General features: G+C 75.8%; 13 protein-coding genes. 7 read left to right on the forward strand and 6 right to left on the reverse strand.

All coding sequences use genetic code 11. The features are described 5' to 3' along the window. Positions 1-139: 139 nt before the first annotated feature. Positions 140-1018 carry a glyoxalase III HchA gene (gene hchA / locus KPL60_RS06790; RefSeq protein ID WP_226365263.1) on the forward strand — a complete coding sequence of 293 codons (879 nt, stop codon included), beginning with the start codon at positions 140-142 and terminating at the stop codon, positions 1016-1018. 25 nt (positions 1019-1043) lie between these two features. Here the strand turns inward: hchA and KPL60_RS06795 are convergent, their stop codons facing one another. From KPL60_RS06795 to KPL60_RS06805, 3 genes are read right to left on the reverse strand one after another with little or no spacing between them, the layout of a single operon-like run. Continuing rightward, positions 1044-3767, reverse strand: a complete 2724-nt coding sequence (locus KPL60_RS06795; protein WP_226365264.1) for a molybdopterin-dependent oxidoreductase — start codon at positions 3765-3767, stop codon at positions 1044-1046. Then, entirely contained in the window at positions 3764-4570 is an 807-nt protein-coding gene (locus KPL60_RS06800) for an FAD binding domain-containing protein (RefSeq protein WP_226365265.1), read from the reverse strand. Before KPL60_RS06800 ends, KPL60_RS06795 begins: the two co-directional genes overlap by 4 nt. Before the next feature lie 4 nt (positions 4571-4574). Next, positions 4575-5951 carry an 8-oxoguanine deaminase gene (locus KPL60_RS06805; protein WP_226365266.1) on the reverse strand — a complete coding sequence of 459 codons (1377 nt, stop codon included), beginning with the start codon at positions 5949-5951 and terminating at the stop codon, positions 4575-4577. 92 nt (positions 5952-6043) lie between these two features. On the opposite strand from KPL60_RS06805, the gene KPL60_RS06810 reads away from it, so the two are divergent. Then, positions 6044-7597: a PucR family transcriptional regulator ligand-binding domain-containing protein gene (locus KPL60_RS06810; RefSeq protein WP_226365267.1), complete on the forward strand. Its 1554-nt coding sequence runs from the start codon at positions 6044-6046 to the stop codon at positions 7595-7597. A 7-nt stretch (positions 7598-7604) separates the two neighbouring features. On the opposite strand, the gene yidC is transcribed toward KPL60_RS06810, so the two are convergent. From yidC to KPL60_RS06825, 3 genes are all read right to left on the reverse strand, one after another. Then, on the reverse strand, positions 7605-8504 hold the full coding sequence (gene yidC, locus KPL60_RS06815) for a membrane protein insertase YidC (protein ID WP_226365268.1): 900 nt from the start codon (positions 8502-8504) through the stop codon (positions 7605-7607). 97 nt (positions 8505-8601) lie between these two features. Beyond that, a complete protein-coding gene (locus tag KPL60_RS06820; RefSeq protein ID WP_226356957.1) occupies positions 8602-8940 on the reverse strand; it encodes a DUF6412 domain-containing protein in 339 nt (112 codons plus the stop codon). Between the two features lie 91 nt (positions 8941-9031). Beyond that, complete coding sequence (locus KPL60_RS06825; protein WP_226365269.1) at positions 9032-10957, reverse strand: solute carrier family 23 protein; 1926 nt, start codon at positions 10955-10957, stop codon at positions 9032-9034. 249 nt (positions 10958-11206) lie between these two features. Here KPL60_RS06825 and KPL60_RS06830 point away from each other — a divergent pair, with 249 nt between their 5' ends. The 5 genes from KPL60_RS06830 to ureG are packed head-to-tail and all read left to right on the forward strand — an operon-like array spanning position 11207 to position 14939. Continuing rightward, entirely contained in the window at positions 11207-11509 is a 303-nt protein-coding gene (locus tag KPL60_RS06830) for an urease subunit gamma (protein WP_020622559.1), read from the forward strand. After that, the gene (locus KPL60_RS06835) at positions 11506-11832 is read left to right on the forward strand and encodes an urease subunit beta (protein ID WP_226356955.1); all 327 of its coding nucleotides are present in this window, start codon (positions 11506-11508) and stop codon (positions 11830-11832) included. Before KPL60_RS06830 ends, KPL60_RS06835 begins: the two co-directional genes overlap by 4 nt. After that, on the forward strand, positions 11829-13544 hold the full coding sequence (locus tag KPL60_RS06840) for an urease subunit alpha (RefSeq protein ID WP_226365270.1): 1716 nt from the start codon (positions 11829-11831) through the stop codon (positions 13542-13544). Before KPL60_RS06835 ends, KPL60_RS06840 begins: the two co-directional genes overlap by 4 nt. Next, positions 13541-14224 (forward strand): urease accessory protein UreF, encoded by a 684-nt coding sequence (locus KPL60_RS06845; RefSeq protein ID WP_226366044.1) that lies wholly within the window; start codon positions 13541-13543, stop codon positions 14222-14224. The genes KPL60_RS06840 and KPL60_RS06845 overlap by 4 nt, the downstream gene beginning before the upstream one ends. Then, a complete protein-coding gene (gene ureG / locus KPL60_RS06850; RefSeq protein ID WP_226365271.1) occupies positions 14214-14939 on the forward strand; it encodes an urease accessory protein UreG in 726 nt (241 codons plus the stop codon). Before KPL60_RS06845 ends, ureG begins: the two co-directional genes overlap by 11 nt. Position 14940 lies beyond the last annotated feature (1 nt).

The following is a 14940-nucleotide window of genomic DNA, read 5'->3' on the forward strand; positions in this document are numbered from 1 at the left end:
CCCGCGACGGTCGCACCACCTCGCCGGGCCGTCCACCACCCTGTATGGACAAGTTGGTGAACGCACGGCGGCGCGGTTCACCGGCACCGGGCGGGGGTACGCCGCGCGGGCACCGCACGAACGACCCGGAGGCACCCCGATGTCCGACAGCACGCTCAGCAAGGACCCCACCGCGGACCCGGCGGAGCACGAGGCCTACTTCCCGTCGCCGTACTCGCTGGACGCCTACACCGCGCCGAGGACCGACTTCGACGGTCTCGCCACCGAGCGGCACGCCTGGTCCGGCGGCCGCTGGGAGGTGCTCGTCCTGGCCACCGACGAGCGCTACCTGCGCATGGGCAACGGCACCTTCTTCTCCACCGGCAACCACCCGGTGGAGACCCTGCTCCCCCTGCACCACGTCCTGGAGGCCGGGTTCGGCGTCGAGATCGCGACGCTCACCGGCAACCCGGCGAAGTTCGAGTGGTGGGCCTACCCCGGCGAGGACGAGGCGGTCGGCAGCGCCCGCGAGAAGCTGCTCGCGCAGTGGCGGGCCCCGAAGTCGCTGGCCGAGGTCGTCGAGCGCGAGCTGGGCGAGGACTCGGACTACCTCGCGGTGTTCGTCCCCGGCGGGCACGGTGCGCTGTCCGGGCTGCCGTTCTCCACCGACGTCCGCGACACCCTGGAGTGGGCGATGCGCACCGACCGGCTCGTGGTGTCGCTGTGCCACGGGCCCGCCGCGTTCCTCTCGACCCGCATCGGCCGCGGCCGGTCGGTGTTCGAGGGCTACGAGATGTGCGTGTTCCCCGACGCGCTCGACGCCGGCGCCAACATCGACATCGGCTACCTGCCCGGCGAGATGCCGTGGCTGCTCGGCAAGGCCCTGCAGGACGAGGGCGTCCGCGTGGTCAACGACGACATGACCGGCCGCTGCACCACCGACCGCAACGTCATCACCGGCGACAGCCCCCTGGCCGCGAACGAGCTGGGCAAGCTCACCGCGACCGCGCTGCTGGAGCACGCCCGCCGCCGCGGCTGACCGCTGCTGACCAGGACGCCGTGCCTCAGGACGCCGTGCCGCCGGCCGCCAGCCGCCACACCCGGTCGCGGCTGAACGGCTGGTGGTACGGCCGCACCCCCAGCGCCCGGCGGATCGCGTTCGCGACCGCGGGTGCCACCGGGTTGTAGGGAGCCTCGCTCATCGACTTCGCGCCGTAGGTGCCGAGCGCGTCGTGGGTGCGGGCGTAGCGCACCTCGGTATCCGGGACGTCGGCCATCTGCGGCACCCGGTAGGTGCGGAACACCGGGTTGAGGACCTCCCCGGACTCTCCCACGTACACCTCCTCGTAGAGCGCGCTGCCGAGTCCCATCGCGGCGCCGCCCTCGACCTGCCCGCGCAGCTGCTCGGGGTTCAGGACGGTGCCGGCGTCGACGGCCTGCACCGACCGCAGCACCCGGACCTCGCCGGTCGCGGTGTCCACCGCGGCGCGCACGCCGTGGCAGTTCGCGGTGATCGCCCGCGCGGTGCCGGGCTCCTCCCCCGTGGCCGCCAGCCCCGCGGGCGACGACGCGGCGGCCAGCACGTCGTCGAGCGTCCACTCGCCGCCGGGTGCCGTGACACCGGCCGCGTGCAGCTCCCCGCCGCCGGTGACGGTGAGGATCCGCTCCCGCAGCGCGGTCGCCGCGGCGTGCAGTGCCTTGCCCGCGACGGTGGTGCCCGCCGAGGCGAACGCCCCGGTGTCGTAGCCGCAGGCGTCGGTGTCGCCGTGGTGGGCGTCGACGCGGTCCGGGGTCGTACCGAGCACGGTGGCGACGACCTGGCGGTGCGTGGTCGTGGTGCCGTTGCCGAACTCGACGGTGCCGGCGCCGAGCCGGTAGCGCCCGCCGGGCAGCAGCGTCACCGTGGTGGTGGCGGCGTGCCCGAACGGGGCCATCGTCGTCATCATGCCCAGGGCGACGCCCTCGCCGACCCGCCACGTCGGGCCGTCGGGGACCGGGTCACCGGTGCCGTCGGCCAGGGCGTCCTCCACGAGGTCGAGGCACTGGTCCATGCCGTAGCTCGTCCAGTGCAGGTCGTGCTCGGGCTCGCCGTGGTGGGCGACGTGCAGCGGGTCCCCGGCCCGGACCATGTTGCGTCGCCGCAGGTCGAACGGGTCGACGTCCAGCGCGATCGCCAGCTCGTCCATCGCGGACTCGACGACGAACATCACCTGGCCCAGGCCGTAGCCGCGGAACGCGCCGCTGGGCACGTTGTGGGTGTAGACGACCTCGGCGTCGAGGTGCTTGACGGGGCAGTTGTAGACGCTGACCGACTCGGCGACGGAGTGGAACAGCACCCCGCGGGAGTGGTTGCCGTAGGCGCCGGTGTCGGACAGGACGTCGAGCTTCATCGCGGTGAGCCGGCCGTCGTCGTCGGCGCCGAGGGTGACCGCGACCCGCATCGGGTGGCGCAGCGCGGTGCGGGTGAACTCCTCGGACCGGGTGAACTCGTGGACGACGGTGCGCCCGGTCCGCAGCACCGCGAGCCCGACGAGGTCCTCGGCGAACATCTCCTGCTTGCCGCCGAACCCGCCGCCGACCCGCGCGGTGTGCACCCGGACCCGGTCCGGGTCGAGGCCGAGCACCCGGGCGAGCTCGCCGCGGGTGAGGAACGGGACCTGGGTGCCCGCCCGCACGACGGGCCTGCCGTCGGCGTCGAGCGAGCCGATCGCGCCGTGGCACTCCAGCTGGGCGTGCGCGACGCGGCTGGTGCGCCAGGTGCCGGTGACGGTGTGCGCGGAGGCGCGTAGTGCGGCGTCGACGTCGCCGCCGTGCCCGCCGTGCAGGGCGAGCACGACGTTGCGTCCGGCGTCGTCGACGCGGTCGGCCGGGGTCCGGTCCGGGTGCACCAGCGGAGCGCCCGGCCGCCGGGCCGCCTCCGGGTCGAGCACGGCGGGCAGCACCTCGTAGTCGACGGCGACCAGCGCGCAGGCCGCCTCGGCCTGCGCCGGGGTCTCGGCGACGACGGCGGCGACCCTCTGCCCGACGTGGCGGACGACGTCGTCGAGCATCCGGGTGTCGTCGGGGTCGTCGGTGCGGTGCTCGTGCCGGGCGGTGGAGTAGCGCAGGTCCGGCACGTCGTGGTGGGTCAGCACCAGCGCGACGCCCGGCGCGGACTGCGCGGCGGTGGTGTCGATCGACCGGATGCGGGCGTGGGCGTGCGGGGAGCCGAGGATCCGCAGGTGCAGGGCCCCGGTGAGGTCGGTGTCGAAGGTGAACGGCTCGCTGCCGGTGACGATGCGCTCCGCGGCCGGGGGTCGTGCCGAGCAGCCGACGGTGCCGGCGGTCCCGCCCGGGGTGCGGGGGGTGCAGCCGCCACGGACGCCGGTCTCGATCGCCTCGCGGATGCTGCGGTAGCCGGTGCAGCGGCACAGGTTGCCCTTCATCCGCCGCGGCAGGTCGTCGAGGTCGTCGGGGGTGAGCGCGGTGGCGGTGACGATCTGGCCGGCCGTGCAGAACCCGCACTGGAACCCGAACTTCTCCACGAAAGCCTGCTGGACCGGGTGCAGCTCCCCGTCCGGCCCGGCCAGCCCGGCGACGGTGGTGACCCGCGCGCCGTCGAGGCGCTGGGCGGGGATCAGGCACGAGTGCACGGGCCGGTCGTCGAGCAGGACGGTGCAGGCGCCGCAGTCCCCGGCGTCGCACCCCTTCTTGACCTCCAGGTGCCCGTGCTCGCGCAGGAACGTGCGGGTGCACTGCCCCGGGGCGGGCTCCGCCTCCAGCTCGGTGTCGTTGACGTGCAGCTTCACGACAGCTCCTCCCGGATCTGTTCCAGCAGCACCGCGCTGACCCCGTGGCGCCAGTCCGCGGAACCGAGCGGGTCGGTGTACCAGCCGTCGACGGCGTCGACGTCGGCGCGCAGCCGGTCCGCGTCGGGCACGCCGGCCGGGTAGCGCAGGACGGTGGGCGCCTCGGTCGCGGCGGTGATCACGAACGTGGCGGCGCCGCCGTCGGGTGCGGTGTCGACCCGCCCGGTGAGCACGGCGCCGGAGCGGCCGAGCTCGGCGAGTGCGATCTTGCGGAACGCGGTGCGGGCGCGGAGCGCGGCGCCGGGCAGCTCGACGGCGCGCAGGACCTCGCCGGGGCCCAGCGCGGTGGTGCCGTTGCCGGTGACGAGCGACGCGACCGGGACGCGGTACTCCTCGCCGTCGGGGGTCCAGACGACGGCGAGCCCGTCGAGCGTCGCGGCGAGCGCGACCATCCCGGCGGCGGCGTAGGCGCGGCACACGTTCCCGCCGACGGTCGCGGTGTGCCAGATCTTCCACGACGCGAGCAGGGCGTGCGCGCACTGGGCGAACAGCGGGGTCCCGGTGCGCTCGCCGTGCGCGGCGAGGTCGGCGATCGGGCAGGTCGCGGCCACCGACAGGCCGTCGTCGGGCAGGTCGGACAGCGGCTCCCAGCCCATCGTGGTGAGGTCGACCAGGCCGGTGACGCCGGGCTGCGGCTCGGAGAACAGCCACGTCCCGCCGGCGAGGATCCGCTCCCCCGGCGCCAGCGCCAGGTCGGCGCGCTCGCGGGCGCGCCGGAACCCGGTGACGGTGTGCAGGTCCATCCGCTCACCCGGCCTTGGCCACGAGGTCGCGGTGCACGGCGGCGCACTCGGCGGCGACGGCGTCGGTGTCGACGGTGAGCACGGTGTCCCGTTCGACGACCGGGCGGCCGTGCACGAGCAGCAGCTCCAGCGGCGGCGGGGTGCCCAGGACGAGGGCGGCGACCGGGTCGGCGACGTCGCGGTGCCGGAACCCGTCGAGCCGCCACAGGGCGAGGTCGGCGAGCTTGCCGGTCTCGATCGACCCGATCTCGTCCTCACGACCGAGCACCCGGGCGCCGCCGAGCGTGCCGAGCTCCAGGGCCTCGCGCACCGACAGGGCACGGGGGCCGCCCGCGGCGCGGGCGAACAGGACGGCGTGCTTGACGTCCTCCAGCAGGTGGGTGCCCTCGTTGGAGGCGGCGCCGTCGACACCGATCCCGACCCGGGCGCCCGCGTCGACGAGGTCGCGGACCCGCGCGATGCCCGCGCCGAGACGACCGTTGGAGGTGGGGCAGTGCGCGACGCCGGTGCCGGTGGCGCCGATGGTCTTCACGGCGTCGTCGTCGAGGTGCACGGTGTGGGCGAACCACACGTCGGGCCCGGTCCAGCCCAGGTCGGCGACGTACTCGGTGGGGGTGGCGCCGAAGCGCTCCCGGCAGTACGCCTCCTCGTCGTCGGTCTCGGCGAGGTGGGTGTGCAGCCGCACCCCGAGCTCGCGGGCCAGCGTCGCGGACTCGCGCATCAGCTCCGGCGTCACCGAGAACGGCGAGCAGGGGGCCAGCGCGATCCGCAGCATCGACCCCGGCGACGGGTCGTGCCAGCGGGCGACGGCGTCGGCGGACGCGGCAAGGATCTCGTCGCGGTCGGAGACGACGTGGTCCGGCGGCAGCCCGCCCGCGCTGCGCCCGAGGTCCATCGAGCCGCGGGTCGGGTGGAACCGCAGCCCCACCTGCTGCGCGGCACGGATCTCGGCGCCGAGCACGTCCCCGCCCTCGCGGGGGAAGACGTAGTGGTGGTCGGTGGTGGTGGTGCAGCCCGACAGCGCGAGCGCGGACAGCGCGCCGGTCGCGCCGGTGTGCACGGCGTGCTCGTCGATGCCCGCCCACACCGGGTACAGCGTGGTCAGCCACTCGAACAGCGTGTGGTCGACGGCGAGCCCGCGGGTCACCCACTGGTAGAGGTGGTGGTGGGTGTTGACCAGGCCCGGGGTGAGCAGGCAGCCGCGGGCGTCGACCCGGCGGTCGTAGGACCCCGCCGGGGCGGGACCGGACCCGACCTCCGCGATCCGTTCCCCCTCGACGACGACGTGCCCCCCGGGGAGCTCCTCCCCGGTGACGGTGACGACGTGGGCACCCTCGATGGCGATCCGGTGTGCGGTCCGGCCGGCGCTCGGCTGCTGCATGGACCCAGTGCACCGCGCGCCGGTCACCGGGAGAAGGCATCGCCGTGACGAATCGGGGTCCCCCGCGGCGCACCGAGTTGTAGGTTCCTCCCATGCTGCTCTCGGAGCTCGTCGCACGTCCGGAGCTGCGGCTGCGGGTCCTGCACGGCTCGGCGGCCGACCTGGACCGGTCCGTGCGCTGGGTGTACCCGACCGACCTGCCCGACCCGTCGCGCTACCTGGGCGGCGGTGAGCTGGTCGTGTCCGGCCTGGTGTGGCGGCGGACGCCCGCGGACTCGGAGCGGTTCGTCGCGGCGGTCGCGCGGTCCGGGGCGGCGGCGCTGGTGGCCGGGGAGGCCGTGTTCGGCGACATCCCGGCCGACGTCGTCGACGCCTGCCGACGCCACGACCTCGTGCTGGTCGCGGTGCCGGTGGACGTGTCGTTCGGCGCGGTGACCGAGGCGGTGATCGGGGCGCTGTCCGCGGCCCGCGGGGACCGGCTCGCCCACACCCTGGGCCGGCACCGGCGGCTGCTCGCCGCGTTCGCCGGCGGCGCGGAGCTGGCCGACCTGGCCGGGTCGGTGTCGGCGGGCACCGGCCTGGTCTGCCGGGTGCTGACCGCGGCGGGCGGGCTGCTCGCCGGGCCGGGCCTGCCCGACGCCGAGCGGGACGCCGTCGTCGCCGGGTTCCTCACCGCGGGCCGGCTGCCGGTGACCGTCCCGGCCGCCCCGGCGGGTGCGGCGCACCTGGTGGTGCCCGCGGCACCGGGGACCGCCCGGGCCACCGGCTGGCTGGTCGCGGCCCAGCTGCCGCCGGGCGCGGCGCAGGCGGGTACCGACGCCGTCGACGCCGTCGGGGAGCTGGCCGCGATCGCCGCACTGGACCGGTCCCGGCGCCGGGAGGGTGCGGCGGTGGCCCGCCCGATCGCCGACGACGCGCTGGCCCGGATCGCCGCCGACACCGGCGACCGCCCCGAGACCCGGGTGCGGCTGCGCCAGGCCGGGGTCGAGCCGGACGGGACCCTCGCCGTGGTCGTGCTGCGCGCCTCGGGCGTCGCGGACCCGGCCGACACCGCGCACACCGTGCTGCTCGACGCGCTGGTCGGCACCGGCCCGGCCGCGGTCGGGGTGCAGGGCGGCGACGCGGTCGCCGTCGTCGCGGTGCCCGGGGCCCGGGACGCCCCGGACCCGGTGGAGCAGGTGCTGGCCGCGGTGCACCGGCTCGGGCCGGGCCTGGCCGGCGGCCGGCTCTCGGCCGGGGTGTCGCGGCCGTCGGCGGCGGACGCGCTGTCCGGTGCGCTCGCCGAGGCCGGGCACGCCGCGGGGCTGGCGGCGGCCCGGTCCGGCCCGGTGACCTCGGTGCGGGCCGGGGAGATCACCTCGCACGTGGCGCTGCTGGCGGGGGTCCCCGACGACGTGCGGCGCGGCTTCGCCGCCCAGGTCCTCGGCCCGGTGCTCGACCACGACGCGCGGTCGGGCACCGGGCTGCTGGAGACCCTGGAGGTCTTCCTCGGCGAGTCCGGGTCGTGGAACCGGACCGCGGCCCGGCTGCACCTGCACGTCAACACCGTCCGGTACCGGATCGGCCGGGTGGCGGAGCTGACCGGGCGCGACCCGTCGTCGTTCGCCGACCGCGTCGACCTCTACCTGGCGCTGCGCTCGCGCTGACGGCGGCTCAGCGGCGGGCACCGGCGGGGCGGCGGCGCACCGGCTTGGCCCCCGGCCGTGGCGCCCGGCTGCGTTCCGGGGCCGGCGGGGCGACGACGACCGGTGGCCTGCGGTCGAGCAGCCGGGTGAGCACGAGCTGCTGGACCAGGGTCGCGACGCTGCCGGTCATCCAGTAGAGCAGCAGCGCGACCGGCGCCGGGTAGAGCAGCCCGCCGGCGAGGACGCCGACCGGTGCGATCCAGGGCAGGGCCGCGAGGACCCGGGCGGCGCCCTGCGGCGCGGCACCCGGGTCGACCCGGGCGTAGCGCATGCTGAGGTGGGTGCAGACCGCGGCGAGCACGGTCAGCGCGACCACCACGACGGCGACCGCCGCGCCGTCCACGGGCGTCCCCCCGAACGCGGCGAGCTGCTCGGCGGGCATCCGCAGCCACGCCGACAGCGGCGCCCCGAACAGCCGGGCCTGCAGGAACGAGGCGACCTGGTCGGGCGGGAAGGCGTAGTTGGCGATCGCGGCGTTCTGCTCGAAGGTCAGGCCGGGCCGGTTGAACGAGCGCAGCACGTGCAGCAGCGCGACGAACACCGGGATCTGCAGGAAGACCACCCCGAGCCCGGCGACCGGCGACGAGCCGTGCGTGCGGTGCAGCGCGGCGGTCGCCTCGGCCAGGGCCCGGGCGTCGCCGCGGTGGCGTTCGCGGAGCCGGGCGACCTGCGGGGCCAGTGCGCGGCCGATCCGGGCGGCCCGCATCCGGGTCCAGGCCGAGCGCACCAGCAGCGCCCGGACGGTGAGCACGAGGAACACCACCGACAGCGCCCAGGACAGCCCGGTGGCGGGTCCGAACAGGGCGCCGAACAGCTCGTGCCACAAGCGCATGACGAAGGAGACGGGGTAGTACAGGAAGTCGAGCACGGATCACTCCAGGGACGTCCGAGGGGCGGGACGGGTCCCGGAGCAGGGACGACGACGGTCCGGTGCGCACCGCGCACCGGCCGGCGGACCGCGCGCGTCAGGCGGCCGCGACGGTGCCGGGGACCTGCTCCGGGCGGAGCGCTCCCGGGGCGCGGGGCCGGGCACGGCCGGCCGCGTCGGGGTCGGTCTGGCGGACGGTCCCGGCCCGGGTCCGGGCCCGGCGGGCCTCGCGGACCGGGGTGGTCGCGGCGGTGGCGACGAGGTGGATCGCGCCGAGCTCGCGGTGCCCCGCCCAGGCGAGGACGGCGAGCGCGACGACGGCGCCGACGAGACCGGTGTCGACGTCGGCGGGCAGCAGGACCGGGGCGAGCAGGAGCAGCGACGCGACCAGCAGGGCCGCCCCCGCCCGCGCGCGCCGTCCGATCGCCAGGTCCACGCCGCCACCGTACCGGCCCGGAACGACCGCGACGGCCGGCGCGGACGTCCCGCGCCGGCCGGACGGCCCGGTCGGTGGCCCGGCCGGACGCTCAGCCGGACACGAGGTCGTCGAAGCGGTGCCCGGCGACGGTCGCGACGGCGACGAGCGCGGCCGCGTGCTCCTGCGCCGGCGGGTGGGTGAGCCGGCGTCGCGCGGTCGCGAGCAGGGCGCCGCGGTCCCCGGCGTCGCGCAGGCACACGATCAGTGGGAAGCCGAACCGCTCCCGGTAGGCCGCGGCGAGCCGGCCGAGCTCGGCGCGGTCGTCGCCGTCGAGCAGGGCCAGACCGGCCCGGTCGCGCAGTGCCGCCGCGCCGGCGCCCGTGGTCGCGGTGCCCCCGTCGCGGGCGGGCGCCGGCGTGGCGGAGCCGGTGCCCACCAGACCGCCCAGATCGGGGTAGTGGCCCATCAGCGCCCGCTGCTCCTCGGGCGGCGCGGCGAACAGCTCGTCCTGCACCGCGGCGCGCAGCGCCGTGGCGTCGGTGAAGGGGCCGCGGGCGTGCACCCGCCCGGGCACCGCGGTCGGTCCCTCGAACAGCCGCCCGAGGACCGCGGCGAACTCACCGGCGTCGGCGGCGGCGAGCCGGTCGAAGGTCACGGTGTCCCCGCCGGCCGTCGCGGGGGCGGCGCCGCGGCGGCGCCCGGTGTGGAAGAACAGCAGGTTGAGCCCGATCGCGACGACGCTGCCCGCGGTGATCCCGGAGCCGAGCACGATGCCCGCCCACTCCGGCAGGGCCTGCGCCACGTCCGGCTGCACGGTCACGAACAACGCCACCCCGAGCCCGGACCCGACCACGACGACGTTGCGGTGGTCGCGGAAGTCGACCCGCGACAGCGTCTGGATCCCGACGACGGCGACGGTCGCGAACATCGCCAGCGCCGCCCCGCCCAGCACCGGGTGCGGCACCGCCGCGACCAGCGCCCCGGCCTTCGGCACCAGCCCGATGAGGATCATGAAGCCGCCCGCGGCGGCGACCACCCAGCGGCTGGAGACCCGGGTGAGCCGGACGAGGCCGACGTTCTCGGCGAAGCAGGTGTAGGGGAAGGAGTTGAGGACCCCGCCCAGGGTGGTGGCGACGCCGTCGGCGCGCAGGGCGCGGGCGACGTCGTCCGGGCCCACCTTCCGGTCGACGATCTCGCCGGTCGCGATCACGTCGCCGGTCGTCTCGACCGCGGTGATCATCATGACGACGATCATCGACAGGATCGCGGCGATCGAGAACTGCGGCCAGCCGAAGTGGAACGGCGTGGTCACCCCGACCCAGTCCGACTCCCCCACCGCGGACAGGTCGACCAGCCCGAACGGCACCGCGGCGAGTGTCCCGAGCACGAGCCCGGCGAGCACCGCGACGGTGGCGAGGAAGCCGCGGAACAGCCGCTGGATCAGCACGATCACCGCGAGCGTCCCGAGGGCGAGCCCGAGGTAGAGCGGGTTGCCGGGGTCGGGGGCGTTCGCGCCGCCGACGGCGTCGGTCGCGGCGACCGGCAGCAGCGCCAGCCCGATCACGGTGATCACCGTGCCGGTGACGACCGGCGGGAAGAACCGCAGCAGCCGCGCGACGTAGGGCGCGGCGAGGAAGGTGACCAGCCCGGCGACGATCACCGCGCCGTAGATGGTGGTGAGCCCGGCGGTGCCACCACCCGCGGCGAGCCCGATCGCGATCATCGGCGAGACCGCGGTGAACGTGACGCCCTGCAGCAGCGGCAGCCGCACCCCGATCCGGCCGATCCCGACAGACTGCAGGATCGAGGCGATGCCGCAGGTGAACAGGTCGGCGTTGATCAGGTGGATGAGCTGGCGCTCGTCGAGACCGATGGCGTTGGCGAGCAGGATCGGCACGACGACGGCGCCGGCGTAGAACGCCAGCACGTGCTGGATGCCGTAGACGGCGAGCCGTCCGGCGGGCGGCACCCGGTCGACCGGGTGGACGGGACGGGCGGGATCGGTGGTTCGGCTGGTGGATCGGCGCAGGCGCATCGGTGACCTCGATGGGAGCCGGAGGGTGTGACGGGGCAGGGCGCGCTGAGGGGGCCGGATTGCGACCTGCATCACCATGCGCCCGGGCCGGGACCGCCCGGCACCGCCGTCCCCGACGAACCCCGGGCCGCTCGTCGCGGGGCTTTCGTAGGTTCCGACAGTCGACCCGGACATCGGGCCCCCGGCGGGACACCGTTCGGAACCTCCCGGCAATCCCGTCGCAACCCGGGACCGGAGACAATGCGGGGCATGCACCTCAGCCCGAGCGAGCGCGACAAGCTCCTCGTCCACGTCGCCGCCGACGTCGCCCGCAGGCGTCGGGAGCGGGGTCTGCGGATGAACTACCCGGAGTCGGTCGCGCTGATCACCGAGCACGTCCTGGAGGGCGCCCGCGACGGCCGCACCGTCAGCGAGCTGATGAGCAGCGGCCGGGAGGTCCTGACCCGCGACGACGTCCTCGACGGCGTCCCGGAGATGCTCGACTCGGTGCAGGTCGAGGCCACCTTCCCGGACGGCACGAAGCTCGTCACCGTCCACGGGCCGATCGCGTGACCCCCGGCGAGATCCTCGTCGGCACCGAGCCGGTCGAGCTGCACCCCGGCCGCCCCCGGCTGACGCTCACCGTGGTCAACGCCGCGGACCGCCCGGTGCAGGTCGGGTCGCACTACCACTTCGCCGCCGCGAACCCCGGCCTGTCCTTCGACCGCGACGCCGCGTGGGGGCACCGGCTCGACGTCCCCGCCGGGACGTCGGTGCGGTTCGAGCCCGGGGTGGAGCGCGAGGTGACGCTGGTGCCGATCGCCGGGGCGCGCCGGGTCCCCGGCCTGCGTCCGGAACGGGCCGGCGCCCTCGACGAGCGGAGCTACGAGCAGTGAGCATCGACCGCGCGCGCTACGCCGACCTCTACGGCCCGACCGTCGGGGACCGGATCCGGCTCGCCGACACGAACCTGCTGATCGAGGTCACCGAGGACCGCTCGCGCGGCCCGGCGTCCGGCGACGAGGTCATGTTCGGCGGCGGCAAGGTGATCCGGGAGTCGATGGGTCAGGCGGCCGTCCTGGCCGCGGACTGCCCGGACCTGGTGATCACCGGCGCCGTCGTGCTCGACCACTGGGGCGTGGTGAAGGCCGACGTCGGGGTGAAGGACGGCCGCATCGTCGGTATCGGCAAGGCCGGGAACCCGGACACCATGGACGGGGTCGACCCGGCGCTGGTGATCGGGCCCGGGACCGAGGTGCTGTCGGGCAACGGGCGCATCCTCACCGCCGGCGCGATCGACGCGCACGTGCACCTCATCTGCCCGCAGCTGGTCGAGACCGCGCTCGCCTCCGGGGTCACCACGCTGTTCGGCGGCGGCACCGGCCCGGTCGACGGGTCCAAGGCCACGACCGTGACGCCCGGCCCGTGGAACATCTCCCGGATGCTGCAGGCGATGGACCACCAGCCGGTGAACCTCCTGCTGATGGGCAAGGGCAACACCACCTCGGCCGGGGCGCTGCACGAGCAGCTGCGCGCCGGGGCGGGCGGGTTCAAGCTGCACGAGGACTGGGGCACCACCCCGTCGGCGATCGACGCCTGTCTGCGGGTGTGCGAGGAGACCGGCGTGCAGGCCGCGATCCACACCGACACCCTCAACGAGGCCGGGTTCCTGCAGTCCACCCTGGCCGCGATCGACGGCCGCTCGATCAACGCCTTCCACACCGAGGGCGCGGGCGGCGGGCACGCCCCGGACATCATCGAGGTCGTCGGCACCGCGCACGTGCTGCCGTCGTCGACGAACCCGACCCGTCCGCACACCGTCAACACCCTCGACGAGCACCTCGACATGCTCATGGTGTGCCACCACCTGAACCCGTCGGTGCCCGAGGACCTGGCCTTCGCCGAGTCCCGGATCCGCCCGACGACGATCGCCGCCGAGGACGTGCTGCACGACCTGGGCGCGATCTCGATGATGAGCTCGGACTCCCAGGCGATGGGCCGCATCGGCGAGGTCGTCATCCGGACCTGGCAGACCGCACACGTCATGAAGGCCGCCCGCGGGCCGTTGCCCGGTGACTCCGACCGCGCCGACAACCTGCGCGCCCGGCGCTACGTCGCGAAGTACACGATCAACCCGGCGCTGGCGCACGGTGCCGCCGACCACGTCGGCTCGGTGGAGGTCGGGAAGCTCGCCGACCTGGTGCTGTGGGAGCCGAAGTTCTTCGGGGTGCGCCCCGAGGTCGTGCTCAAGGGCGGGTTCGCCGTGTGGGCGCAGATGGGCGACGCCAACGCGTCCATCCCGACCCCGGGCCCGGTGTACGGGCGGCCCATGTTCGGCTACGCCCACACCCCCGCGGCGCTCGGATCGCTGACGTTCATGGCCCCCTCGGCGCTGGACGACGGCGTCCCCGACCGGCTCGGCCTGGCGACGCCCGCGGTGCCGGTGGCCGACACCCGCTCGGTGCGCAAGGCCGGAATGCTGCTCAACGACGCCACCCCGGACGTGCGGGTCGACCCGGACTCGTTCACCGTGACGATCGACGGGGACGTGGTCGAGCCCGCCCCGGTCGCCGAGCTGCCGATGGCGCAGCGGTACTTCCTGTTCTGATGCTCGCCTCGCTCGTCCTGTCCGACGCCCGGTTCCCCGGCGGCGGGCACGTGCACTCCGGCGGCCTGGAGGAGGCCGCCGAGCGCGGCCTGGTCGGCGACGTCGCCTCGCTGCACGCGTTCCTGCGGGGGCGGCTGCGCACCGCGGGCCGGGTCGCCGCCTGCGCCGCCGCGGCGGCCGCGCAGCTCGCCGTCGACGGTGGGGGCGACGGGTGGGCGGCCCTGGACGCCGCGCTCGACGCCCGCACCCCCTCGGCGGCGCAGCGGGAGGCGTCCCGGGCCCAGGGCCGGGCGTCGCTGCGTGCGGTGCGGGCGGCGTGGCCGTCGCCGGTGCTGGGCGCGCTGCTCACCGCCCACCCCCGCCCGCACCACCCGCTGCTGACCGGCGCCGTGGTCGGCGGGACCGGGGAGCCGCCGTCGGCCGCGGCCCGCTGCGTCGCCTACCTGGCCGTCTCCGGACCGGCGTCGGCGGCGGTGCGGCTGCTCGGGCTGGACCCGTTCGCCGTGAACGCCGCGATCGTCGCGCTCGGCGACGACCTGGCCGCCGTCGTCGACGAGGCCGCCGCCCTGGCGGACGGCCCGCCCGAGGACCTCCCGGCGCCCGGTGCGCCGGTGCTCGACCTCATGGCCGAGTCCCACGTCCACCACCACCGCGAGAGGGTGCGTCTGTTTGCCTCCTGAACCCACCGGCACCGGTCACGGGCACGGTCACGTGATCAGCTTCGACCCGACCGTCGCCGACCACGACCACCACGCACCCGCCCCGACCGGCGGCCGCGCCGTGCGCATCGGCATCGGCGGCCCGGTCGGCTCGGGCAAGACCGCCCTGGTCGCGGCGCTGGCCCGCAGCCTCGCCGGGCGGGTGCGCCTGGCCGTGGTCACCAACGACATCTACACCACCGAGGACGCGGACTTCCTGCGCCGCAACGCCGTCCTGCCCCCGGAGCGGGTCGAGGCGGTGCAGACGGGCTGCTGCCCGCACACCGCGATCCGCGACGACATCACCGCCAACCTGGACGCGATCGACCTGCTCGAGGAGCGGTTCTCCGGTGACGAGGCCCTGGAGCTGGTCCTCGTCGAGTCCGGCGGGGACAACCTCACCGCGGTGTTCTCGCGGGGGCTGGTGGACCGGCAGATCTTCGTCGTCGACGTCGCGGGCGGGGACAAGGTGCCCCGCAAGGGCGGCCCTGGTGTCACCACCGCCGACCTGCTGGTGATCAACAAGACCGACCTGGCGCCGCTGGTCGGCGCCGACCTCGCCGTGATGACCGGGGACGCCGCGCGGATCCGCGGGGAGCTGCCGGTGATCGCGCAGTCGCTGGTCGAGGACCCGGGCGCCGCGCGGGTCGGGGCGTGGGTGTGCGAGCAGGTCGCCGCGGTCCGGGCGACGGTCTGAG

Origin of the sequence: Pseudonocardia sp. ICBG162 (assembly GCF_020496225.1) — a bacterium.
In the GTDB taxonomy this organism is placed as follows: Bacteria; Actinomycetota; Actinomycetes; order Mycobacteriales; family Pseudonocardiaceae; genus Pseudonocardia; species Pseudonocardia alni.

What these genes read in the sequence shown, in the direction of transcription:
- hchA (WP_226365263.1), top strand. Translation starts at nt 140, where the DNA reads ATGTCCGACAGCACGCTCAGCAAGGACCCCACCGCGGACCCGGCGGAG.
- KPL60_RS06800 (WP_226365265.1), bottom strand. Translation starts at nt 4,570, where the DNA reads ATGGACCTGCACACCGTCACCGGGTTCCGGCGCGCCCGCGAGCGCGCC.
- KPL60_RS06805 (WP_226365266.1), bottom strand. Translation starts at nt 5,951, where the DNA reads ATGCAGCAGCCGAGCGCCGGCCGGACCGCACACCGGATCGCCATCGAG.
- KPL60_RS06810 (WP_226365267.1), top strand. Translation starts at nt 6,044, where the DNA reads ATGCTGCTCTCGGAGCTCGTCGCACGTCCGGAGCTGCGGCTGCGGGTC.
- KPL60_RS06825 (WP_226365269.1), bottom strand. Translation starts at nt 10,957, where the DNA reads ATGCGCCTGCGCCGATCCACCAGCCGAACCACCGATCCCGCCCGTCCC.
- KPL60_RS06830 (WP_020622559.1), top strand. Translation starts at nt 11,207, where the DNA reads ATGCACCTCAGCCCGAGCGAGCGCGACAAGCTCCTCGTCCACGTCGCC.